Origin of the sequence: Stappia indica (genome assembly GCF_001696535.1) — a bacterium.
In the GTDB taxonomy this organism is placed as follows: Bacteria; Pseudomonadota; Alphaproteobacteria; order Rhizobiales; family Stappiaceae; genus Stappia; species Stappia indica.
On sequence record NZ_MBQE01000001.1, the window covers coordinates 1488950 to 1512399 of the forward strand.

Genomic DNA, 23450 nt, shown 5'->3' on the forward strand with positions numbered 1-23450 from the left:
GTGCCGCTTCGACGGTCTCGACAATGTCAGCCCGTAGTCCAGGCGGTATACATTGGAATAGTATTCCTCGATCTCCGCCTTGGTCGGCATCGGATTGGTGCGCATCAACCCGCATTGTAAACAGGCCACTGTCTGCAGCTTTTTGAAACGACGATCGTGCCGACAGATCACTTTATGGTCCGGGCAGCCGCACAGATCGCAGTCAATCGTCTCACCGGTATAAGGGTAGGAAGTGAACGGGATAAAATACTGCGCAATCAACGCCATTGCTTCCGCTTTCTCCTTCAGGTCCTGACGTGTTTCCTTAATCGCTCAAAGCGGATCAGCAAGAGCATGCGGAACCCACTATCGTGTCAGCTCGCGCGAAAAAACTGGATGTAGCGCCTCTCTGTGATGATGTAAATAAATTCCTCGTAATGTTCGCCACCTAAATACATCCGACATGATCCGGCGAACTATGCGGTATAAATTGAAGCGATCACCCCGAGAAGGGGCGAATATTCACAAGGAAATATTACAATCCTCAATTGGTCGCTGAAACTAATCCACACGCGCGCGATAGCGGCAAACGAAACACTGAGCAATTTAAATATTGCAATGCAATATCGAGTTGCGGTAAGGGATAATCATTCATACGGACCCGGTGCAAATCCGGGTGGCTCTTCCGGCCGCCAATCCGCCGGATAACTAAATCGATACCGACATCGGTGCGCCCCCTTGCTCTATCGGGACGCTGGTTTGGTTATTGACTATCCCCCTGGAACTGCATGATCTCTCTGACTGCTTACCGTGCCCAATGGGTCGGCAATATGCGCCGCGACCTGCTCTCCGGACTGGTGGTAGCGCTTGCGCTCATCCCGGAGGCGATCGCCTTCTCCATCATCGCAGGTGTCGACCCAAAAGTCGGCCTCTACGCATCCTTCTCCATTGCCGTGATTATCGCCTTCGTGGGCGGGCGCCCCGGCATGATCTCGGCCGCCACCGCCGCCACTGCGGTGCTCATGATCACGCTGGTTCGCGATCACGGCCTCGAATATCTTCTGGCCGCGACGGTTCTCGCGGGCCTTATACAAATAGCCGCAGGCGTACTGAAGCTCGGTATGCTTATGCGGTTTGTTTCGCGCTCGGTGATGACCGGCTTCGTCAATGCCCTCGCCATTCTGATCTTCATGGCGCAGATTCCGGAACTGGTCGGCGTGCCTTGGCTGACATACGTCATGGTCGCGGCCGGCCTCGCGATCATCTACCTTTTTCCCTATGTGACCAAGGCCATTCCCTCACCGTTGGTCTGCATTGTCGTTTTGACCGGTGTGGCGATGTTGTTCGGTTTCGAGCTTCGCACTGTCGGCGATATGGGCCAACTGCCCGATACACTGCCGGTTTTTCTCATTCCGGACATCCCACTGACCCTTGAGACCTTGATGATCATCCTGCCGTATTCGATGGCTGTTGCGGTAGTTGGTCTGCTTGAGTCCCTGATGACGGCGCAGATTGTCGATGATCTCACGGACACGCCCTCGGATCGTAGTCAGGAATGCATTGGCCAAGGCATTGCCAACACCGCCACCGGATTTATCGGTGGCATGGCCGGCTGTGCGATGATTGGTCAATCAATCATCAATGTGAAGTCTGGCGGACGCGGACGCTTGTCGAGTTTTGCGGCCGGCATCTTCCTGTTGTTCATGATTCTGGTGCTCGGTGATCTCGTGAGCCAGATCCCGATGGCTGCGCTGGTGGCAATCATGATCATGGTCTCGATCGGCACGTTCAGCTGGTCGTCGATCAAGAACCTCAAAGACCATCCGAGATCTTCGTCTCTGGTTATGCTCGCCACCGTGGTTGGCGTTGTTGTTACGCACAACCTGGCGATCGGCGTTCTGATCGGGGTGCTGTTGTCAGGCATTTTCTTCGCATGGAAGATCGCTCAGCTGTTCCGGGTTACCGCCTCGCTCAGCACCGACGGCCGACATCGTACTTATGTGGTGGAGGGCCAGTTATTTTTTGCTTCGGCCGAAAATTTCATGGCCGCCTTCGATTTCCAGGAAGCGGTCGAGAAGGTCACCATCGATGTCAGCCGCGCCCATATCTGGGATATTTCCAGTGTAGCCGCACTGGACATGGCGATCCTGAAGTTCCGTCGGGACGGGGCGGACGTAGACATTGTCGGCATGAACGAGGCCAGTGAAACCCTGGTCGACAAGCTTGCCATTCACGATAAGCCGGGCGCGCTCGACAAGCTGCTGGCGCACTGAGACAAGGGAGGATCCAATGACAGAAAAACTAATCGCCCTGGTAGACGGCTCCATCTACTCGAAGAGCGTCTGCGACCACGCCGCCTGGATTTCGGAGCGCACTGGGGCGCCGGTCGAGGTGCTCCACGTTCTTGGGCGCCGCGAGACGGCGGGGTCCGATCTATCTGGTGCCATTGCACTGGGCGCACGTTCGGCCCTGCTCAAAGAGTTGACCGCACTCGACGAGCAGCGCGCGCGTCTGGCTCAGAAGCGCGGACGGGCGCTTCTTGAAGATGCAGAAGCGATGCTGAGGGCCGCAGGCGTCGAACATGTGACCACACGATTGCGGAACGGGGATCTGGTCGAGACGGTCATCGAGGCTGAAGGTGACGCACGCGGCATTGTTATCGGCAAGCGCGGCGAAGCTGCCGACTTTGCAAAAATGCATCTGGGCTCGAACCTGGAACGTATTGTCCGCTCGTCTCACAAGCCGGTCTTTGTCGCATCGCGGGCGTTCAATCCCATCCGCAAGGTGCTGATCGCCTATGATGCCGGGCCAAGTGCGATGCGCGCCGTCGATCATGTCGCAAGAGCACCACTTTTCGCCGGCCTCGACTTCCACGTTCTCACCGCCGGACCAGAGAGCGAGGACGCCAACCGAAGGTTGGAAGATGCGAGAGCCACGCTGGAAGCCGGTGGGCACACCGTGTCTATCGAACTGGCGTCCGGCCAGCCTGATAAGGTGATTACGGATGCAGTGGAGCGCGAGGGCGCCGATCTTCTGGTCATGGGCGCCTATGGGCACTCCCGGATTCGTGCAATGATTATCGGATCGACCACCACAGAGATGATCCGCTCTTGCAAGATTCCGGTCGTGCTGTTCCGATAGGACGATGGACCCTGACGACAAAGAGCTGGAAGCGGCCTTTAGGCCTCGCCTCGAAGCGGAACAGGCGGAGATTGAGCGCCGGTCCGAGGCGACTGACGCTGATCGTCGGCCAGTAGACCTTGACCAGCAGTCGGTCGGTCGCCTCTCTCGCATGGACGCATTACAGCTTCAGGCGATGGCGAAGGCTGTCGAACAACGGCGGAGGGCGCGCATTGTTGCTGTCAGGCAGGCTCTGGATCGTCTGGAAAACGGAGAGTTCGGCTACTGTCTCGATTGCGGTGAGTTTATCGGTATGCGCCGGCTCGAGATTGATGCTGCAACCCCGAAGTGCGTGAGATGCGCGGTATAGGCAGGCGGTCGACAGACCCGCAAAGCGATGACGTTCATTAGCGTCTCTGACTGCGCCCCGAAAGTGTCTCACTGCGACTGGCGTTCGGCACCTGGCCGGGAGGGATCCAACGGGAGGCGCGCAGCGGGCCTCCCTTGGCAAGGTCGCCTGTAATACAGGCACACCTTGCAAGTGGTAAGGAGTGGTTCGAGACAAAGCTTGGGATCAGATCGACATTCCCAGAGCTATCGGCCTCGTTTACCCGCATCAAGCGATGCAGGAGTGTCAGGAACTCCGTGTATCGGCGCTCCGGCCAAGGCCAAAATCTATCCTTTCGCGCCTGCTCCACCAGCCTCCTTCGCTTTACGATACCAGCGCTCCGCCTCTGCTAGATCACTCACCACACCGATGCCATGCTCATAGCAATAACCCAAGTTATTCATGGCGGCAGCGTTTCCGGCCGCCGCCGCCTCTCGGAACCAGCGAACCGCCTCTTCGGGATCCGCCTCAACGCCAATGCCTTGCAGGTAGCAGAGGCCAAGGTTGAACATGGCTGAAATGTGTTCAGCTTCCGCCGCCTCTCGAAACCAGCGAACCACCTCTTCGGGATCCGCCTCGACGCCCAAGCCTTTCTGGTAGCAGACCCCGAGGTTGACCATGGCGTCAGCTTGTCCAGCCGCCGCCGCCTCTCGGAACCAGCGAACCGCCTCTTCGGGATCCGCCTCAACGCCCAAGCCTTTCAGGTAGAAAATTCCAAGGTTGAACATGGCTGAAACGTGTTCAGCTTCCGCCGCCTCTCGGAACCAGCGAACCGCCTCTTCGGGATCCGCCTCGACGCCCATGCCTTGGTGGTAGCAGACCCCGAGGTTGAACGTGGCGTCAGCTTGTCCAGCCTCCGCCGCCAGCCGGTACCAGCGAACCGCCTCTTCGGGATCCGCCTCAACACCAATGCCTTGCCGGTAGCAGAGGCCAAGGCTGAACATGGCTGAAACGTGTTCAGCTTCCGCCGCCTTGCGATACCAGCGCACCGCCTCATCGGGATTCGCCTCGACGCCAATACCCTGAGCGTAGTGATCACCGAGATGAGCCATGGCATCAGCATGCCCAGCTTCCGCTGCCTTGTGGTACCAGCGGACTGCCTCTTGAGGATCAGCCTCGACGACTAAGCCTTGGTGGTAGCAAAAGCCGAGGCTGAACATGGCTGAAACGTGTTCAGCTTCCGCTGCCTTGCGATACCAGCGAACCGCCTCTTGAGGATCCGCCTCAACGCCAATGCCTTGGTGGTAGCAAAAGCCCAGGTTGTTCATGGCACGAATATTTCCGCTTTCGGCGGCGGCTTTGAGCAGGCCAAACGCCTCTTCCGTTTTTTTTTCAAAACCAACTCCCACTAGTTTACAATACCCTAGGAGGGCTTGAGCCTCCGGGTTTTCATCGACGAAAGCCGCTGCTTCGAGTTGCTCCAGCACTTGCAGTGGAAACGTCTCGCATTTCCCCTCAATCAGTCCCAACATCATCCTCGCACTGGCCGCGCGATACGCCGCGCAAGCGGCGTCATCCGACAAGGGAGCGTTCAGCAGTTCGTAGGTCTCCGCGCGGAGCGGGAAATCCTGCGCGCAGCGCTGCAGAAAAGCCGAGAAGAGCGCAGGGCTGCATTTCCATGCCGCTTCACATAAGGCTTCGGTCTCAATGAACCCCCCGGTCACAGAAGAGAGCACAAACCACTCGCCGAGAATGTCCGGTTGCAGCGGCCAGACGATGCCGGCGAGAGGGGCGCCCGTTCCTCGCGGCGTGTCGACGATCACGTTCGCTCGTTCAAGCGTTGCTCGATCGAATCTGGCAAGCCATTCCTGCGGCAAACGCTGTCGCATCGCTGTGTTGTCGTAGCCGCCGATCATCGTCGCAAGGAGTGCAAGATGCATTTCGGGAGTGTCGCTGCCGGGCAAGGGCGCATCCCTCCCGAAGATGGCGGTCCAGCGACGGATGCGCTCCCGGTCGAGAACATGGCTCAGCAGCCGTTCGCGGGTCCACTCGGGTTCTCCGTCGCGCGGCTCAACACCGGAAGCTCCGTCCGACAAGGCGACTGCCAGGAAATAAGCGAACAGTGGCCGCCCCGAGGTGTCGATGCGGGCCAATGTCGCCTTGACCTCGTTCCGCCAGTGATCACCGAACGTGCGGTCGACACCGCGTTGTCGCATGACGTCGGCGGTGATGTCGGCAAGTTCATCTGGTTTCAGTGTGGTGAGTTCAATGACCCCATTGCCGACCTTCGACCGGCACGCCGCGATATCCCCGTTAAATCCATTCCCGTCGCCGCAGAGCTTGAGGAACCACTCGGCATGGCCGCCGGAGGAAAGCTGGAATTTCGTGATCGAGGCGTCATCCGTCGCCTGTGCAGTCGCCGGCTTTTCGAGGCCGCCACGGTCCCATCGCTGCCGTTCGATCAGAAGCAGGCGGACGGGTTGAGCGAACGTCCTCGCGGGGTTTGCAAGCGAGCGTAGCGCCTTGCCGACCTCATCTTCCTGACCGAGCACATAGTCGATCACGATGAGGGTTGGCTTGCCGACCTGCCACTCGTCCCAGTGTTCGGAGAAGGCCTGAAGATCGCCAGCAGACAGAAAACCTGCATACCAGTCATGGGTGTGGGCCTTGACGAGCTCGTAGGCGAGACGGCTTTTTCCCTGTCCGCCGACACCTGCAAGCTGTAGCCAGCGGAAGTTCTTCTCCTTCCGGTCACCAAGGAAACTCTCGAGTTGCTCGACCTGGGTACCGCGCCCAAGCACCTGAGTGGCCGTGCTGGCATAATGCAGGGTGCTGCCTGAGACCGGCAGACGTAGGTTGGGCGCATGCCCTATGTCTTCAAAGACGGGAGTGGGAAACAGCTCACGGTACGGTTTCCCGAACACCAGCCTGTCAACATTGTCAGCATAGCTGAGATCAGCGAGGTGATAATGGAGACGATAATAGAGGGCTGCGGCTTGTTTTTTGCTCCCGCTGCCATGAGACTTGAGATCAGCTATAAAACTCGCGTAGCTGTCGCGTGTCCAGTTGACAGCAGGTCGGTCAGAAGTCTCTTGATCGGCGAGCGCTTCTTTGGCCCATTCAACCAAATCATCCGAGTTCACCCCCAGCTCTTCGTCGACTTGCACACCAATCGCCATCTTGATTGGGCAGTCTTCGCCGGCCATTTTCTTAATAATATCTTGTTTGAAAACAAAGAAAGGAACATTGCAAACGATCGGCATTCCAGCCCCCCAATCGACACAACCCTGCCGATCATTGCAAAGCAATCCTGCGATGAACAGTGTTTTCAGAAGGAGGGAGCGCGTGCGCCGGATAAGGGGCGCTGCTCTAAAGGAACGCAGCCATCATAACTTTGCTTGGTGATTTCACCGGAGGCAGGATCCCGGAGGATAAAGGTTGGTAACCGACCTTGTCTGAATAGGAGCCCTTCCCGCATCCAGAGTTCCTCATGGATCACCCCCGAGTCAGGGTTTATCTTGATATGAGCGGGACCATCCAGTCTGTGACGCACGTTGTGCTGCATCCAAATCTGTTCCGTAACGCGCCCTTGTTCGTCATAATGGGTTACAGCCGGCTGATCGCCCGGCGCGTGCCCTTGCCGACCCAAGTACCAAAACTCGCTTATGGGATGGTTTGTTGCAGGATCGGAAACTACTTTTACCGTGAATTCTGTTGTTATTGTTTCTTTCATTCGAAAATAATACAATAAATACTTACGAAAAATCAAATTTATCTTTGAGCTGCCTCCTGGCGCAGATTCCACGCCATTCCAGACAATTCCAGAATAATTCCAGGCCAATCTGGTTAGAGCCTGAATTTCCCTGTGTTTCCATACGCTTGCTGTTCCAAGCAAGTTCCGCTCTGACACAGGAGAGCCGATATGAGCGACCACTCCCCCAACTGCCCTTCCTGCCGCCAGCCCTTTGTGTCGGACGGCGCGTTCTCGATCTGCCGGCGCTGCCCGTACCGGGAGGCACCCTCGGCGAGGGAGGAGACCACCGAGGCATCCGGCGCACGCGAGGCTGAGGCTCTCGCGGTTCGGCAGGCGGTGCCGAATGCCGGCGGGTGCTGCCTTGCCGAGGCGCTGGTGAAGACGGTGCTGGAGCTGTGTTCGCAGATCCATGCGCTGCAGGCGCAGCGGGCGGACGAGGCGAAGGAATGGGCGAAGTTGTTCGCCCCTGGACGGGAGGAGATGTGATGACGGCACTGTTCGACCACCATGGCGGACAGGGACCTGACGGGGCGGCGGTTGCCGCCCCGAAGGGCCCGACCCCGCGCCTGCCGCTCAGCACCGTGTCGGTGCGCAACCGGCATGCGAATATCGAGCTCAGCAGCGCGCGGCCGATGAGCGATGCGGAGGCGCTTCGCCTGACTGCGGCAAGCCTGGACCTGTTCAACGAGGTGCTTGCCTCGGATGCGGGCCGTGCGATGCTGTTCCGCTTCGAACCGCGCGACCTGATCGAGCGCGACGCCCATGTGGTGTGCGCCCGCGACGGGATGCGTGTTGTCGGGACGATGCACTTCCACCGCGATGATCGGGACCGTCTTGTCCTGCGAGGCGCGGTGGTTCATCCGGACTATGCGGGGCTGAAGATCGCCAGCGCGATGGGGGCCCTTGGCATGCTGCACGACTTCGTTGCCAATGGCGAGGTGCGGGAGATCTGCCTTGCCGTCCGGCAGACGGGAAGCGGGCGGCTGAACGAGGCCTCCCGGATTAGCTTCTCGCGTTTGGGTTTTCTGCTGGAGACCCAGACGGGCCGCACCGCCCTGACCGGGACGTTCCGGGACCGGCATCTTCTGGACAGCTGCGAGCAGGATGCCGATGGAATGCCCTTCATCCGCTATCGGCAGATGACTGCCGGGCCGGAGATCCTGCCGAGGGCGCGGGCCTTCCTTGCGGCCTGGTCGGAGGCAATGCTCCCGGTGACTGCCGGCAGGCGGTCGTAAGGAGCATCGATGATTTTGATCCGCGCGGGGCTTGAACCCGCGCGGGCCATCCCCAGATCAAGTGTATTCCCTCCATCGACAGTCTGGCATCGCCCGTCTTGTGCAAAGGCGCATTGCAGCGCTGCGCAAGCTGGGCTTGGCGCCCGCCGGGATACCTGAGCCGCCGAGCGCAGCTCAAGGGGACGGATCTCTTCGAACAAGACGATCCAGCGCTCCACCAAGGCTGGCCTGAGGCACGACATCCGCCCGGTCCAGTGAGCGCACCGCCACCGCCTTGGGCCACCCGACTGCCTTGGCGGGCTTGCCGGATGTCCGGCTTGGGTCCTGCCCGCGCTGCCAGTTGCGCCGGGCGCGCCTGAACACTCTCCCACTTCGATCATCCTCCCGCTTTGTCTTCCCCGTCCTCGCTCTTCCTGCCTCCGCCGGCCGGCCTCGTCTCGTCTCATCTCATCTCGCCACGTGACGTTGCCGGTTTATCGTCCGGCAGTTGGCCCGGAGTGCGGGACCCGCCGCAAGGCCCAGCCGTCTTGCGGCCTTCTCCAGCCACAAGGAGATCTGCCATGCCGTCGCCGGCCGACGTCCGATTCCAGCAGAACCGCTTCGATCTCAAGGGGCGCACTGTCCTGCGCGAGCATCTCACCGAGATCCTGCTAATGCCCCCGTCCTGCGCGACGATGATGCTCACCTACTACGGGCTGTCCGTGACCATGGGCGAGACCGGCGCGACTTTTGTCCAGAAGGGGCAGGCCCTGGCGGTGGCGCTGTCGATCGGGGTCTTCGCCTGGCTCGGCTGGTTCTATCTGTTCGGTCTGATCTACCGGCTGCGCGGCACCCGTCTTGCCGTGGCGTTGTCGGCTGCCAGCCTCTATGTCGGAACGCTCGCGGCAATCGACGCCCCCTTCAACATGATGGCGATTGCCGGCGGCACCGCCGTGCAGATGTCGCTCGACGATGTCACCGCCAGTGCCGAACGGCGCAAGGACGAGATCTTCGCGAACTCGCTTGCCGCACAGCGCCTGTTGCCGGCCATTCGCGCCCAGGCACAGCGCTTCGCCGCCCTGCAGCAGAGCGAGATCGATCATGGCACCCAGTCGGGGCGCCCCAAGCCCGGCAAGGTGTCGGACGCCCTGGGGCAGGTGGCGGGCCTGCTGAACAGCCTTGCCGATGACATCGGCAAGGGCGTCGAGGCTTCGCGCGCCTTGCAAGGCGAACTCGGCCGGCACTTCGCCGAGTTGAAGGCCCAGACCTATCGTCCGGGTCCGATCCGCCCCCGGGTCGAGGCGGCGGTTGTTGCCGCCGAGCGCATCGACGACCTGCTCGTGCAGATGGCCCAGCACGACTACGGCGTGTCGATCGCGGCAACGCTCAAGAGCCTGGCAACGCTCTTCCCCGCCTCCACGCAGGCCGGCACCGGGTTCCAGCAGGTGCAGAACGACGAGGTGCGCGCGATCTCGGAGATGGTGAAGCCGGTTGCCGAGGCGCTTCAGGCAGGTCTGTCCAGCCTTGCGACGGTCAAGAGCGAGCCGGCCACCCGCAAGCGCCCGCAGGGGCCGCATGAGGCGGTGCGCACCTACTGGCGCGCCCTGTTGCCCGAGTGGGCGGCGGCGCTGTTCATCGATCTCGCCCCGGCGATCCTGCTGATCATCCTCATCAGCGCCTGGCGCGAACACGATCACCTGCCTGCCGGGCACGCAGCCTCGCAAGCGGCGGGCACGTCCCGTGCCGGGGATGCCGAACAGGGCTCTCCCTCTGCCAGACGTGCATGAGGGCAGGACGGGCAGCGTGTCGGGTCAATCGACCCGGACCGGCGCCCCTGTTGCGTCGTGTCTCTTGGGGCTCCCCGCTGCACCGCTCCGGCGTCGACGCCAGTCCCCCCCGAACGCCCCTCCCAAACTCGACGTCCCGCATCCTGCGAAGGAGATTCCCATGACCCGCATTCTCGGTCTCGGCCTTGCCGGTATCTTCGCCTTCACGGTCATCACCGGCATTGCCGCTCTCATCGCCCATGACTTTGTCGGCGCACATGGCATGGCACGTCTGTGGGACAGGCTGGCCGTCACCGGCACCCCAGCGGTCGCGGCCGCATCAGCGATCCCGCAGCCGTCCAGGCCGGTTCGCCGCGCCGACAACGCGAATCCCGACAAAGGGCCGTCTCTGGGCGCTACTGACCGCTCCGAGCAGGATCATGCAGGAAGCCTTGGCGGTATCGACATGGGCGGCGGCCTTCCGCTGTATCGCGGCGGCAAGGATGGCATCCGCAGCGGCGGTATCCCCCTGCCTCGAGAGGCGCCTGGCCGTACCGAGCGGAGCGGCGACACCCGCCCTGACCGGCAGGCGAATGACACGGGGAAGGCGCAGACCTCTTCGCAGGGCAGCGGTGATGCAGGCTTCCGCCCCTCCAAGGAGCTGCACTTCTTCGAACGGGTGCCCGTCAAGGGCACGAACCTGGCGATCATCACCGGCGGTGCCTATGCCGACGTTGCGGCGGTCGAGGCGAACCGGCCTGCGAGCCAGTGGTGCTACCTCACGCTTGAGCCCAAGGCAGGCGTTGCCCCGCACATCCATCTCGGCAGCCAGTCCGGGACGCGGGCACCTGTTCTCACGCCTCCGCAGGTCTTCGACAAGGCGGTCTTGGCAAAACATCGCCTCGACCCCGGCCGGCTCTCTCGCCTGGCCCGCTCCCACTGCCGTTTCGATCGCCTCGCGCCGCTCGGCTGACGCTGCACCGGCGGGAAGCCCTCCCGAGGGCGCCGCAAGCGGTCACTCGCCAAAGGCGCCACTGCGCGCGCCGACCCTCTCCCCCTCCCAACCGACCTGAACAGGAGACAGGAATGATCCCGAATATCTTGACGGATGTCGTGCCTCGGGCGCTGCTTGCCGGGGGCCTCGCCTGGGGCGCGGTCAACTACGTGCTGATCGGCCCGAAGCTGGCGGAGCGGGTCGCGGCCGCCGATCATATGCCGGCCTGCACCGCGAATGTGGCGGCGCTGGCGGCACGGGCGGGTGAGGAACAGCTCGCCGCGCTGCCGCTGCCGCAGGTGGATTTTGAGGCAGAGCAACTTCTCACCCAGGCTGAACGTATCGTCCGTAGCCCGATACTGGACTGGGCCTATGGTGCCGCCAACAGCGGCCCGGGCGGTCTTGGCTCTGTCTTCGACTTCGACCCGCGCCAGCAGGTCGCGGATGCGCGCCGCGCTTACGAGCGCAGCAAGCAGGCGGCGATGGAGACCTGGCAGCGCTCGCGCGATCAGGTGCTGGCACGCACGGCGAGCCGGCTCGCCGCCTCGGACGACATCTGCGGCTGTATCGCCGATGTGGCCATTGCCGAGACGCGGATGGACTGGGCGCTCTATACCGGCAGCCTGACGCTCTATCGCCCGGCCTCCATCGACGGGTTTGCCGGCCGCATGGCGCAGGCCGCACGCTCCGGGTCTTGCGAACGGCAGGCGGGAGGTGCGTCGTGACCAACCGCCTTCACGTCCACCGCGACACTCCCAAAACACCTGGCAGCACGCCGGCCGATGGCTCCAATCTTGAGCGTGCCGGGGAGACGGTGCGCTTTGCCGGCGGCGGCTTCCTCGTCACCGACCGGATCCTGCGCACGCCGCGCAAGAGCTATGTGCTGGAGCGCATCGAATACATCTCGGTCGAGCGGCCACTCGCTCTGTTCCTGCTGCCGCCGGCCCTGGGGCTGGCGGGCTTTGCGGTGGCCTTCCACCGCTATCTGTGGCCGGCGGAGCTTGTCTTCGTCGGCGCCTTCGGGATTGCGGCGCTGATCGCGTCGCTGACCGTGGGCACCCTCAAGGTGCACAGCCTTGCCCTGAGGGATCAGGAGGTCGCCTCGAATATCGGCCTGATCACCACGCTGCGCCGTGTGCGGCAGGCGGTGGAGATGGCGATGGCCGCGCGCGGCGAGCGCCGGGAGGACGGGGCATGAGACGGCCCACACCGACCACGTCCGGCACCGCCCGCACGCAAGGCAACCATGCCAGAGACCGGATGCCCGGCGATCCCACTGTATCCGTCCGCGATGCCAGCCTCGGTGAGACGACCGGGTTCAACGCCCGCATGGTGGCGGCGGTGATCTATGGCGGCTGCGCCTGGGCGATCTGGCCGACCAGCCCGCAATGGTGGGGGCTGGCCATCACCAGCACGCTGTTCGGCATGGGGTCGCTCGCCTCGCTGATCGCCGCTCTTGGAAGCCTGCGCGCTTCCTGGCAGCGCCGGCGTGTGGTCCACCGCTTCCTCGTACAGGGCACGCCGCAAAAGGCGGCCCCGCTTGCCGATCACGAGACGTTGCGCAAGGCGGGGATGCTCGAATGACCATGCCGTTCCACCATCGTCCGCCGCATTGGGCGGGATCCGATCTCTCGCGTGGCCTGCGTCGCTGGATCAGGCACCAAAAACGGCAATATCGGCGCTGGTTGAAGCGCGGGGCGCCGCCGCACTATCAGCCGGTGCCCGTTCCCGAGCACATGATCGGCCGCCGCATTCTCGGCCTGACCTTCGACGGCCGGCCGATCTTCGAGCCGAAGACTGCCGGCTCCTCGCTGACGCTGGCCGCCGCCGGTGGCGGCAAGACCACCTGCGTCTCGGTGCCGGCCCTGATGTCGATGCTCACTGACACCTCCAGGGCGGTGTTCACCTCGGACAGCAAGGACGGCGAGATCGCGGCGCAGGTCGCCGGGATGTGCCGCAAGCACGGGCGGCTCTTTGCCGTCGTCGACGAGTTCGCCGTGCTCGGGGAGGACAACCCCGCACGGATCACCCTCAACCCGTTCGGCGCGGCGGTCCATGCGCTGAAGGTCGATCCCGAGCAGTTGCCCTTCGTCATCGCCAACATCGTCCACGCCCTGATCGAGGAGCCGGCGGACGACCAGAAGAACTTTTATTGGCGGGAAGCTCCCCGGGAGATCCTGACGCTTGGCATCCTCATCCTGCTGGAGCTCAACCCGCGCCGGTGCTTTCCAGGCGCGCTCACCGCGCTGCTCGCCGATCCGGACACATGGGCACGGGCCTTGCGCGAGGCCGCCGACAGTCTCGATGCGAGCTTGAGCGCATCGGCCCGTCAGCTGCTGGAGATGAAGCAGGACAATCCCGAACACTATTCCCAGCACATGCGGGCGGCTCTCACCTCCCTGAAGATCTTTGCCACCGGTCCGCTCAAGAATGCCGGACGGTTGGCACAGGCCACTCATGCCGAGATGATCGAAAAAGGCGCGGTCGTCTGCTTCGTCAATCCGGCCCGCTTCACCGATCGGCTTGGCCCCTTCTACGCGCTCCACTTCCTTGCCCTGATGAACGCTCAGCTGCGTCACGGGGCGGGCAGGTCGGAGTTCATCTTGGACGAGTTCTGCAACGCACCGCTCAGGGATGCGCTCAACCGGGTGACCATCCAGCGGGCCTTCGGCGCCCGCTCGCACTTCATTGCCCAGTCGCGCCAGGACATCGTCCGCAAATACGGGGAGAAGGAGACCGCACTGCTGGAGGAGAACTGCTCGATCATCCAGTACCTCAAGTTCTCCAACTATGAGGAGGCGGAGCGCATCTCCAGGGCGATGGGCGAGACCATCGTCATCTCGCCGGGGCTTGGGCTTGCCAGCAATCAGAGCGGCTGGAACAGCAACTACTCGACCGGTCAGGGCCGGGTGTTCACGGCCGACGAGTTGATGCGCCTGCCGCCCGACGAACAGATCCTGCAGGTCGACGGGGTCGGCTTCATCCACTGCCGCAAGTTCTACCAGAACCAGTTCGCGCCCTATTGCTTCGAGCTTGCCGCCAATCCGCTGGAGGGCGGCCGGCTGCCGCCGGACCCGCGCGTTGTCATCGCGAGGGACGGGTGATGCGCGGAACCGCTCCCGGGCGGCATACGCTGCCGCACTGTTGCGATCAGCAAGGCGCGTTGGCGCTTCGTTGCCCCGTCCCGGGAAGCACGGCGGGCACGGCACGCGCAGGACACGGACCCGGCGACCGGGCGGACCGACCGAGCCGTTCCCGCATTACCAGAGCCGCTTCACGCAGCCGCGCGCCACGGCCTGGCCTCGCCGACACGCATTGCATGCCGAATGCACGCCCGGTGCACGCCCAGCAACAGCCCACGCGACCGGCGGGCGCGCCCGCACGTGCCGACACCCCCAACACCTCCCGTCCACCCTCGCAAGATGGAGACACGCCCATGAGCCCGCAATCCCCGCATCACCATGGCCGGCCCAGACCGCCGCGCCTGCTGCGTCCCGCCCACGCGCTCTGGCTGGTCGTTATCGGCCTCCTGTGGTGGGGCTACAGCACCCACGGCCTGCCGCACCTCCTGTGGTCCTACAGCTATGTGACATCCGGCGCGGACCGCTGGGACTGGAGTGCCCGGTACTACACGCAGTGCCGCTATATCGGCTTCCATGGCAGCGCAGCCTTGCTCAACCCCACGGACGGCCGCTGCCCGCTGATCGTCTTCCGGCGGGCGCAGCCCGTTGGGGGCACGCAATGAGGCGGGCCGGTGAGACCAGGGGCTCAGTGCACCGACTTCCACCTGCGCGGATGGCGGCATGGCAGGCGGAACCGCGCCACCAGGTCGCGGCGTACATCCGACTTCAGCACGCTCAGCACCTCCGCCTCGCTCACGATCCCGGCGGCGATCATCGCATCGCAATGCGTGCGCGTGTCGATGTCCGGCTCGAACACCGCCACCTCGCGCCAAAAGGCATCGTAACCGAGCGGCTCGAGCCACTCCTCCACGTCATTCCGATCTTCAAAAAACATCATCCGCACAGTGTGCCGGATCGTGTCGCCGAAACGCAAATTTGCCCTCGCGCTTCAGGAGAACAGCCATGACCAGCAAGACGCCCCCGGAGCTGCCGCCGATCGAGGACGAGCTGCGCAATCAGTTCGAACTGGTGACCATGCGCCGCATGGCCGACGCGCTGAAGACCAGCGGACACTGGGGGGAGCGCACGGCCATCGACCGGCAGGCCCGCGACAGCCGCAAGGAGGAAGAGCGGCTCTATACCGAGACCTATGACGAGCGGGTCGATGAGGCCCGCCGGCGGTTGATCGACGAGGCGGCAGGCAGGCCCCGCGACTTCAAGCCGGCCTGGACAGGCAAGGACCGCTTCTCGCGCGATGCGATCGAGCACGAGGCCCATCGTCAGGTCGAGGCCGCGCACGACAAGCGCATGCAGGAGATCGACCGGGAGGAACAGAGCCAGCTCGATGCGCTGATCCGCAAGGCGGCGCGGGAGACGTCGCCCGGCAACTCGCCGCGCGAGACCTTCGCGCAGGCGAGCACCCGCTCTCCCGCCATGGAACGGCGCGGCGGCTGGGTTCGTCGGCGCGACAGCTAGCACGGCACGTCGCGGCCGGCCCTGCCGTTTGGGGGCGGCCGGTCCGCGACGCGCTGCCTGTGCCGGCCAAGCCCCTGTTATCGCAAATAAAACGAAAGAATCTGTCGCGCGTAATCCTTGCTTCAAATAGGACAATTGTCCTATGTTCCTGATATGTTCTTGCATATCAACAACCCAACACAGCAAAGGACGCCAAAGACAGACAAACCCAACAGAAAGGACCAGGACATGTCGACCAACAGCACCAACTCCAACCAGAATCCCAACGCTCACGCCAACCCCAACGCGCCTTCCGAGCGGGAGCGCCTTCAGCAGGCCCGCGCCAGCTTCTCCGGGCGCCTGCTCAGCAATCCCCAGTTCGACGAGGCGGTGACGATCACCCGCATTCTCGAACGCGAAATCCTGCGCAGCGGCGCCTTCAAGGAGAAGCTTGCCGACTACGCCCATGCCTATGCGCGGACCGAGAACTTCGACACCGCGAAGGCGGAGACGATCCTGCGCGATCTCTTCCGCTCCCGCACCGGGCGCTCGATGAACCAGCTGCGCGAGGAGCTGGTCGCCCGCGAGGAGGCCCTGCCGCAGGAAACCGGCCAGCAGGCGCTGGAGCATGCCCTTGGCGTCGGCGCGATGATCGAGACCGGCGACAAGATCACCTTCCACCGGGCCTTCGCCCATCAGGGCGAAGCGCTGGCCCGCTCTCTCGGCATCACCGACGCGGCGGCAAAGCGGCTGATGCGCGAGGAGTTCCAGGCGGCGGAACAGGCCGACCTCTATGAGTGGGGCAAGCATCTGGAGGAAGAGTTCTACCGTCCTCAGATCGAGGCGGAGCGCGCTGAAGCCGAAGCCCGCCGGCAGGAGAATGGGGCCTCCGGCACGTCGCGCAGCCGCACTGCCCGTCGCACCCGCCAGGGCAGTGGCGACAGTGGTTCCACCAGCGCTGCCGGCGAGAGCACGACCCGCAGCAGCTACACCCGCGCCGCACGCGATGCCGGGGCCAGTGACGGCGTGTCACAGGACAGCGACAGTCCGCCGCCGCGCTATCAGCGCCGCTCCCGTATGAGCTACGACCGCTGAACGGAGATGGAGATGCGGCACGAGCGGACAGTGATGATCATCGGCAATCGCGCGCGGGACAGGATGTCCCGCACGCCTGTCGTGCTCGTCCATGGCTCGCGCCGCGTCTCCGACACTTCAACACGAGGTTCAGGACGCGCGCCTTGCGCTGGCCGGTCCGACCGGTTCGAGGAGACAGGACAATGAGCGATCTCGATCTCTCCCGCTACCGCCGCCATGTCGACCATCTCGATCTGCCCGACGAGAAGAAGGACGAGATGCTGCGCGTGCTGTGGACGATTGCCCAGAGCTTCGTCGACCGCGCCTTCGGCCTTGATCCGGTCCAGCAGGTCAGCGGTTCCCTGTCCGGCCCCGCTGAGCACGCCTCGGTGCCTGCGCTGCCGCCCGTGGGCGATGGGCCGGGAACCAACCTGGAGGCCAACCCAGGGGCCAAGCCAGGAACCAAACCGGGGGCCAAAGATGCAATCGATTCCCGCCCTGTGATAGGCTCATTCGGGACCACCACCACAACGGAGACAGACAAGAAGGACCTTGCCGGTTCCTTCCGCACGACAAGCGGAAGTGCCGGCGGGAGAAAGTGAGAGACATGCCGGCACACATCCCCCAAACCCCCGAGACCGCACCCACCAAGGCGCTGATCTATTGCCGCGTCTCGAGCAGCAAGCAGGCGACCGAATTCCACGGCCTCGATTCGCAGGAGGCCCGGTGCCGGTCCCATGCGCTCCACATGGGCTATGAGGTCGAGGCGGTGTTCCCCGATGACGTCTCCGGTGCCGGCGACTTCATGCGGCGGCCCGGCATGGTGGCGCTGCTCAGCTATCTCGACGCCCAGCCCGACCGGAAGAACTATGTCGTCATCTTCGACGACCTGAAGCGCTTCGCCCGCGACACCGAATTCCACATCAAGCTGCGCAAGGCGTTCCGCATGCGCGGCGCCCGCATCGAGTGTCTGAACTTCCGTCTTGAGGACACGCCCGAGGGCAAGTTCATCGAGACCATCCTCGCCGCACAGGGCGAGCTGGAGCGCGAGCAGAACAGCCGCCAGGTGGTCCAGAAGATGAAGGCGCGGGTGATGGCCGGCTACTGGTGCTTCTCGCCCCCCAACGGCTATCGCTACGAGAAGGTCGCCGGACACGGCAAGCTCCTGGTGCGCGACGAGCCGCTTGCCAGCATCATCAAGGAGACGCTGGAGGCCTTCGCCTGCGGCCGGCTGGAGAGCGTTGCCGAGGTGAAGCGCTTCCTGGAAAGCCAGCCCGCCTATCCGCGCGACCATCGCGGCGAGGTGCACTTCGAGCGCGTCGCCGAGTTGCTCAACCGCATGCTCTATGCCGGATATATCGAGGTGCCCAAATGGGGCATGTCCTTCATTCCGGCAAAGCACGAGCCCCTGGTGAGCCTTGCCACCTGGCAGCGGGTGCAGGAGCGGCTCAAGGGCACACCCAAGGCTCCCGTGCGCAAGGATCTCAACGAGGACTTCCCGCTACGCGGCTTCGTCTGCTGCGCCTCTTGCAACCAGCCGATGACCGCCTGCTGGTCGAAGGGCCGCACCAAGCATTACGCCTACTATCTCTGCGATACGCGCGATTGCCCGGATCGAAGAAAATCAGTGCGCAAGGAGATCATCGAGGGCGAGTTCGAGACGCTGCTGGCCGCGCTCAAGCCGAGCGCGCATCTCTTCCACGCGATCTACGAGATGCTGCGCGATCAGTGGAACGACCGTCTTGCCCGCAGCGAGGAGATGGCCCGTGCCGTTGCCGGCGAGCTGCAGCGCGTCGAGGTGAAGGTGCGTCAGCTGGTCGACCGGGTGATGGGGGCCAGCACCAGCGCGCTCGCGGAAGCCTATGAAGCGCGCCTGCGCGAGCTGCACGAACACAAGGCCGCGTTGAGCGAAAAGGCTGCATCGATGGGAAAGCCGCAGGCGTCGTTTGCGGAAACGTATCGAACCGCCTTCGCCTTCATCGCAAACCCTTGCAATCTCTGGCATTCGCCCCGTCTGGAGGACCGCCGCGCCGTGCTGCGACTGGTCTTCGCGGAGCGTCTCGCCTACCAGCGCGGAAGCGGTTATCGAACCGCCCAAACCGCTTTGATATTCAAACTGTTAGGAGACAAAAACATGCAAATGGAAGAAGTGGTGGGCCCGGCAGGACTCGAACCTGCAACCAATCCGTTATGAGCGGACGGCTCTAACCATTGAGCTACAGGCCCCCCGACAGGCTGGACACCGGTCGCGCCGAACGGGGCGGAAACGGCAATTCCCCGCGCGGTGTGCGATCCTTCCTACAACACCTTTTCGAGGGGTTGCAAGGCGGGGCGCGACGGGTGACAAGCACAAGATGTGCAAGGCCCGGCGCAGCGCCCGGACCGCAGTCGAACGACAGGGAGCCCCATGCCGCAATTTCCGCTGCTGGTCGCCACGACCCTGGTCTCCATCACCCTGTTCGGCTGGCTGCTCGTGCTCGGCCGGTCGCTGCTCATCCCCTTCGTCATCGCGCTGCTGGCCTGGTACCTGATCGTCGCGCTGGCCGAGGCGATCCGCACCCTGCCGCTCGGCCGCCTGCGCCTGCCGCGCTTCGTGGCGGTGCCCGCCGCGCTCGCGGTGATCTTCGTCGTCTTCAGCATGGCGGTCGACATCGTCGCGGCGAACCTGACCGAGCTTGCCCGCGACGCACCGGTCTACCAGGCCCGGCTCGACCAGATCCTCCAGAGCGGCTCGGTCTGGGTCGGCCTTGCCGATCCGGTGCAGATGCGCGACCTCGTGCCGGACAATGCCCTCAACCGGGCGCTCAGCGCCGGCGCCAACGCGATCACCCAGATCGCCGGCTCCGCCTCGCTGGTGTTCATCTATGTGCTGTTCCTGCTGCTCGAGCAGTCGACCTTCGACCGCAAGATGGCGCGGCTGTTCTCCTCGCGCGAGCGCATGGAGATCGCCTTCCTGATGCGCGAGCGCATCACCGGGGCGCTGCGCCACTATCTCGGCATCAAGACCGCGGTTAGCGTGCTGACCGGCGCGCTCACCGCCGGCCTGCTGACGCTGCTCGACCTTCCCTATGCCGCGCTGTTCGGCTTCATCGCCTTCGCGCTCAACTTCATCCCCACCATCGGCTCGCTGATCGCGGTGATCTTCCCCAGCCTGCTGGCGCTGGTGCATTTCGAGACGCTGACGCCCTTCCTGGTGATCAGCCTCGGCCTCGGCACCATCCAGTTCCTGATCGGCAACCTTCTCGAGCCGCGGCTGATGGGCAACAGCCTCAATCTGTCGGGCCTGGTGATCATGCTGTCGCTGTCCTTCTGGGGCGCGGTGTGGGGCATCACCGGCATGCTGCTCTGCGTGCCGCTCACCGTCATGGTGCTGCTCATCTGCGCCCAGTTTCCCGCCTCGCGCCCCGTCGCGGTGCTGCTCTCCGCCGATGGCGAGGTCGGCGCGCCGATGGTCGCCAGCCGCCCGCCCCCGCCGGCCCCGCCGGTTTGAGGCGCGCTTCCCCCTCCATCCTGCACGAGACAACCCCGCCCCTTGCAAAACCGCGCAAGGATCCTGCGCGATTGACAGGCTTTCGGGCGCAAACTCCCCTCAAATCAAGCAGTTTCCAGCCTGAGACCGCACAACCAATCGTTATAATTACCTAAAATACCATCCTTGACGCGAAACGCTTGGCCAGTTTATGAAACCATGTGACCCTGGCATCGACGAAAGACTAATTCGGAAATGCCAGCCCCATCATTCACAGAACAAAGACACGCTTGCGAGTGTGGTTTGACTTTGCGTCCTTCGCACACTCTTTAAATAATTTAGGAGGAAACAGCATGAATATGTTCAAGGCAGCAGCCGCTGCCGTGATCACGCTCGGCATCAGCGCAGTGCCGGCCCTCGCCGAAATCGACACCGTGAACCTCCGTCTCGCCCATGTGGTGAACGAGCAGGACGGCTTCCATGCTGCCGCGACGAAGTTCAAGGAGCTGGTCGGCGAGCGGTCCGACGGCAAGATCACCGTCGAGATCTTCCCCAATGCCACGCTGGGCGACGAGCGCACTCTGCTCGAGGGCATGCAGATCGGCACCGTGGACATGGGCGTCATCACCAATGGCCCGGTCTCCAACTTCCTGGAAGAGATGGCCGTGTTCGAGCTGCCCTTCCTCTTCCCCTCGCCCGAGGCCGCCTACAAGGTGCTCGACGGCGAGATCGGCCAGGAGCTGCTCGACCGCCTGTCGGAGGTCAACCTCAAGGGCCTCGCCTATGCCGAGCGCGGCTTCCGCAACCTGACCAACTCCAAGCGCCCGATCAACTCGCCGGCCGATCTCAGCGGCCTGCGCGTGCGCGTCATGGAGAACCCGGTCTACATCGACAGCTTCCGCCAGCTGGGTGCCGACGCCATTCCGATGGCCTGGACCGAGGCCCTCACCGCCATGCAGCAGGGCACGATCGACGGCCAGGAAAACCCGGTCGGCGTCGTCTACTCGTTCAAGCTGAACGAGACCCAGACCAACATGACCATGACCCGCCACACCTATGCCCCGGCGATCTTCGTCATGGGCATGCCGAAGTGGAACGAGCTGTCGGAAGAGACCCAGCAGATCGTCCGCCAGGCGGCGCAGGAAGCGGCCGAGTACGAGCGCGCGCTCAACGCCCGTCTTGAGGGCGAGCAGCTCCAGGCGCTCAAGGATGCCGGCATGACCGTGGTCGAGAATGCCGACCTCTCCGCCTTCTCCGCCGCCGTTCAGCCGGTCTACGAGAAGTACGGCGAGAAGTTCGGCGACTACCTGCCCCGCATCCAGGAGGCGCTGAAGTAAGATGCTGGCAGGGTTGGCGTGGATTGACCGTCTTCTGGGCGAGACGCTCAAGCCCGTGGTCTTCGTGGGGATGGCTGCGCTCGTCGCGGTCATCACGCTCCAGATCGTCTCACGGGTGTTCTTCACATCCGTGAGCTGGACGGAGGAAGTCGCCCGCTTCCTCCTGATCTGGATCACCTTCCTCGGCGCCACGCTGGCCTATCAGCAGGGGCGGCATATCGCGGTGACGATCATGCGCGACAGCCTGCCGCCCGCCTTCAAACGGATCGTGACGGGGGCTGCAATCCTCGTCACGATCGCCTTTCTCGTGGCCTTGGCCCGGGTCGGCTGGCAGTACACCAACCTGCAGAGCTTCCAGAAGTCGCCATCGCTGCGCCTTCCGATGAACTACGTCTATGTCATCATGCCGATCTCGGCCGCGCTGATCGCCTTCATGTCCTCCATCGACCTGATCCGGCTGCTTTGCGGCGGCGGCATGCGGGAAACCCCGTCCGAGGTCGAGCTGGAACTCGAAGCGCAGGCCCACGGGGAGGATCGCCGGGCATGAGCCTCCTTCTTTTCGGACTGTTCGTCCTGTTCCTGCTGATGGGGCTGCCGGTCGCCATCGTCATCGGCGCGGCCACCATGACCGCGCTCCACATGGACGGCACCTCGCTGATGGCCGTGCCGCAGCAGATGTTCTCCGGCATCAACTCCTTCGCTCTCGTCGCCGTGCCGATGTTCATCCTGGCCGGCGATGTCATGGCGCAGGGCGAGATCTCCAAGCGCCTGGTCGCCTTCGCCGACAGCCTTTTCGGCTTCATCAAGGGCGGGCTGTCCATCGTCTCGGTCTTCGCCGGCATGTTCTTCGCCGCGATCTCCGGCTCGGGCGCCGCCACCACGGCCGCCGTCGGCGCCAGCCTCGTTCCCGAGCTGAAACGCAAGGGCTACGACCCGGCCTCCGCCGCCTCGCTGATCGCCGCCTCCGGCACCATCGGCGTCGTCATCCCGCCCTCCGTGCCGATGATCATCTATGCGGTGATCGCGCAGGAATCGGTCGCAAAGCTCTTCCTCAACGGCTTCATTCCCGGCGTCGCCATGGGCGTCGGCCTGATCATCATCGCCGTGATCCAGGGCCATCGCCGCGCCTATCCGCGCGGCACGGCACTGAACCTTGGGACCATCTGGCGCACCTTCGTCGCCGCCAGCTGGGGCCTGATGGCGCCGCTGATCATTCTCGGCGGCATCTTCTCCGGCATCTTCACCCCGTCGGAAGCAGCCGTGATCGCGGTGAACTACGCGATCCTGATCTCCTTCCTCGTCCACCGCGACATGTCCCTGCGCCAGCTTTACGACATCGTGCTGCGCGCCGGCATCACCACCGCGGTGATCATGTTCGTCATCGCCGCCTCGTCGGTGCTGAGCTGGACCCTGTCGAGCTGGCAGGTGCCGAACCAGATCGCCAGCGCCGCCCTGTCGCTGTCGTCCAACCCCTATGTCCTGCTGCTGCTGATCATGGCGGTGATCCTGGTCGCGGGCGTCTTCCTGGAGACCGCCTCTGCGCTGATCATCCTGACCCCGATGCTGCTGCCGCTTGCCGCCCAGCTCGGCCTCGACACGGTGCATTTCGGCATCATCATCGTCGTCGGCCTCGCCATCGGCATGGTCACCCCGCCGGTGGCGATCAACCTGTTCGTCGCCTCGACCATCGCCGGGCTGCCGATCGAGCGGATCGCCAAGGCGGTGATGCCCTATCTCGCGACGCTGCTCGTGGTCTACCTGCTGATCGCCTTCGTGCCCTTCGTCTTCTGACGGGGACCGCAAATCGACAACCTCACGACGGCCGCCGCGCCCCGCTC

Annotated in this window: 23 protein-coding genes, 1 tRNA gene, 1 pseudogene and 1 other annotated feature; of the genes and pseudogenes, 20 read left to right on the forward strand and 5 right to left on the reverse strand. The window is 63.7% G+C overall.

Features of this window, described 5'->3' with window-relative positions:
- Positions 1–633 precede the first annotated feature (633 nt).
- Positions 634–689, forward strand: a sequence feature (sul1 is cis-regulatory element that is thought to sense ions involved in sulfur or methionine metabolism; They are found in Alphaproteobacteria).
- A 78-nt stretch (positions 690–767) separates the two neighbouring features.
- From BBX35_RS07000 to BBX35_RS07010, 3 genes are read left to right on the forward strand one after another with little or no spacing between them, the layout of a single operon-like run.
- Positions 768–2252 (forward strand): SulP family inorganic anion transporter, encoded by a 1485-nt coding sequence (locus BBX35_RS07000; RefSeq protein WP_067217557.1) that lies wholly within the window; start codon positions 768–770, stop codon positions 2250–2252.
- A gap of 16 nt (positions 2253–2268) precedes the next feature.
- Positions 2269–3120 carry a universal stress protein gene (locus BBX35_RS07005; protein WP_067217560.1) on the forward strand — a complete coding sequence of 284 codons (852 nt, stop codon included), beginning with the start codon at positions 2269–2271 and terminating at the stop codon, positions 3118–3120.
- 4 nt (positions 3121–3124) lie between these two features.
- Entirely contained in the window at positions 3125–3469 is a 345-nt protein-coding gene (locus tag BBX35_RS07010; RefSeq protein WP_067217562.1) for a TraR/DksA family transcriptional regulator, read from the forward strand.
- A gap of 305 nt (positions 3470–3774) precedes the next feature.
- Here BBX35_RS07010 and BBX35_RS07015 read toward each other — a convergent pair whose 3' ends face one another.
- Both BBX35_RS07015 and BBX35_RS23360 read right to left on the reverse strand, forming a co-directional pair.
- Positions 3775–6690: a tetratricopeptide repeat protein gene (locus tag BBX35_RS07015; protein ID WP_083206063.1), complete on the reverse strand. Its 2916-nt coding sequence runs from the start codon at positions 6688–6690 to the stop codon at positions 3775–3777.
- A gap of 65 nt (positions 6691–6755) precedes the next feature.
- Entirely contained in the window at positions 6756–7322 is a 567-nt protein-coding gene (locus BBX35_RS23360; protein ID WP_141687826.1) for a hypothetical protein, read from the reverse strand.
- Between the two features lie 27 nt (positions 7323–7349).
- Between BBX35_RS23360 and BBX35_RS07020 the strand changes: the two genes are divergently transcribed.
- From BBX35_RS07020 to BBX35_RS07060, 9 genes are all read left to right on the forward strand, one after another.
- Complete coding sequence (locus tag BBX35_RS07020; protein ID WP_067217569.1) at positions 7350–7667, forward strand: hypothetical protein; 318 nt, start codon at positions 7350–7352, stop codon at positions 7665–7667.
- A complete protein-coding gene (locus BBX35_RS07025) occupies positions 7667–8416 on the forward strand; it encodes a GNAT family N-acetyltransferase (protein ID WP_067217572.1) in 750 nt (249 codons plus the stop codon). The genes BBX35_RS07020 and BBX35_RS07025 overlap by 1 nt, the downstream gene beginning before the upstream one ends.
- Before the next feature lie 560 nt (positions 8417–8976).
- Entirely contained in the window at positions 8977–10182 is a 1206-nt protein-coding gene (locus BBX35_RS07030) for a hypothetical protein (protein ID WP_067217574.1), read from the forward strand.
- Positions 10183–10342: 160 nt separating this feature from the next.
- On the forward strand, positions 10343–11134 hold the full coding sequence (locus tag BBX35_RS07035) for a hypothetical protein (RefSeq protein ID WP_067217576.1): 792 nt from the start codon (positions 10343–10345) through the stop codon (positions 11132–11134).
- 113 nt (positions 11135–11247) lie between these two features.
- Positions 11248–11880 carry a hypothetical protein gene (locus BBX35_RS07040; RefSeq protein WP_067217578.1) on the forward strand — a complete coding sequence of 211 codons (633 nt, stop codon included), beginning with the start codon at positions 11248–11250 and terminating at the stop codon, positions 11878–11880.
- On the forward strand, positions 11877–12353 hold the full coding sequence (locus BBX35_RS07045; protein ID WP_067217581.1) for a hypothetical protein: 477 nt from the start codon (positions 11877–11879) through the stop codon (positions 12351–12353). Before BBX35_RS07040 ends, BBX35_RS07045 begins: the two co-directional genes overlap by 4 nt.
- Complete coding sequence (locus tag BBX35_RS23600) at positions 12350–12739, forward strand: hypothetical protein (RefSeq protein ID WP_171901398.1); 390 nt, start codon at positions 12350–12352, stop codon at positions 12737–12739. The genes BBX35_RS07045 and BBX35_RS23600 overlap by 4 nt, the downstream gene beginning before the upstream one ends.
- Positions 12736–14259 carry a type IV secretory system conjugative DNA transfer family protein gene (locus tag BBX35_RS07055; RefSeq protein WP_171901399.1) on the forward strand — a complete coding sequence of 508 codons (1524 nt, stop codon included), beginning with the start codon at positions 12736–12738 and terminating at the stop codon, positions 14257–14259. The genes BBX35_RS23600 and BBX35_RS07055 overlap by 4 nt, the downstream gene beginning before the upstream one ends.
- A 332-nt stretch (positions 14260–14591) precedes the next feature.
- Positions 14592–14900 carry a hypothetical protein gene (locus BBX35_RS07060; RefSeq protein WP_067217585.1) on the forward strand — a complete coding sequence of 103 codons (309 nt, stop codon included), beginning with the start codon at positions 14592–14594 and terminating at the stop codon, positions 14898–14900.
- A gap of 23 nt (positions 14901–14923) precedes the next feature.
- On the opposite strand, the gene BBX35_RS07065 is transcribed toward BBX35_RS07060, so the two are convergent.
- Positions 14924–15148: a hypothetical protein gene (locus BBX35_RS07065; RefSeq protein ID WP_141687827.1), complete on the reverse strand. Its 225-nt coding sequence runs from the start codon at positions 15146–15148 to the stop codon at positions 14924–14926.
- A 92-nt stretch (positions 15149–15240) separates the two neighbouring features.
- On the opposite strand from BBX35_RS07065, the gene BBX35_RS07070 reads away from it, so the two are divergent.
- The 4 genes and pseudogenes from BBX35_RS07070 to BBX35_RS24065 form a co-directional block, all read left to right on the forward strand.
- Positions 15241–15753: a hypothetical protein gene (locus BBX35_RS07070; protein WP_067217593.1), complete on the forward strand. Its 513-nt coding sequence runs from the start codon at positions 15241–15243 to the stop codon at positions 15751–15753.
- Positions 15754–15981: 228 nt separating this feature from the next.
- Entirely contained in the window at positions 15982–16827 is an 846-nt protein-coding gene (locus BBX35_RS07075; RefSeq protein ID WP_067217596.1) for a hypothetical protein, read from the forward strand.
- Between the two features lie 182 nt (positions 16828–17009).
- Positions 17010–17408, forward strand: coding sequence for a hypothetical protein (locus BBX35_RS07080; RefSeq protein WP_067217597.1), 399 nt, complete (start codon positions 17010–17012; stop codon positions 17406–17408).
- 5 nt (positions 17409–17413) lie between these two features.
- A pseudogene (locus BBX35_RS24065) lies at positions 17414–18406 on the forward strand (recombinase family protein); the annotation flags it as partial.
- 24 nt (positions 18407–18430) lie between these two features.
- Here BBX35_RS24065 and BBX35_RS23875 read toward each other — a convergent pair.
- Both BBX35_RS23875 and BBX35_RS07090 read right to left on the reverse strand, forming a co-directional pair.
- Entirely contained in the window at positions 18431–18811 is a 381-nt protein-coding gene (locus BBX35_RS23875; RefSeq protein ID WP_141687828.1) for a hypothetical protein, read from the reverse strand.
- A gap of 145 nt (positions 18812–18956) precedes the next feature.
- A tRNA-Ile gene (locus tag BBX35_RS07090) sits at positions 18957–19032 on the reverse strand.
- 181 nt (positions 19033–19213) lie between these two features.
- On the opposite strand from BBX35_RS07090, the gene BBX35_RS07095 reads away from it, so the two are divergent.
- The 4 genes from BBX35_RS07095 (at position 19214) to BBX35_RS07110 (ending at position 23403) form a co-directional block, all read left to right on the forward strand.
- Positions 19214–20296 (forward strand): AI-2E family transporter, encoded by a 1083-nt coding sequence (locus BBX35_RS07095; protein WP_067217602.1) that lies wholly within the window; start codon positions 19214–19216, stop codon positions 20294–20296.
- Between the two features lie 332 nt (positions 20297–20628).
- Complete coding sequence (locus BBX35_RS07100; RefSeq protein WP_083202136.1) at positions 20629–21612, forward strand: TRAP transporter substrate-binding protein; 984 nt, start codon at positions 20629–20631, stop codon at positions 21610–21612.
- Between the two features lies 1 nt (position 21613).
- Positions 21614–22159: a TRAP transporter small permease gene (locus BBX35_RS07105; protein ID WP_067217605.1), complete on the forward strand. Its 546-nt coding sequence runs from the start codon at positions 21614–21616 to the stop codon at positions 22157–22159.
- Entirely contained in the window at positions 22156–23403 is a 1248-nt protein-coding gene (locus tag BBX35_RS07110; RefSeq protein WP_067217606.1) for a TRAP transporter large permease, read from the forward strand. The genes BBX35_RS07105 and BBX35_RS07110 overlap by 4 nt, the downstream gene beginning before the upstream one ends.
- The last annotated feature ends 47 nt before the right edge of the window (positions 23404–23450 follow it).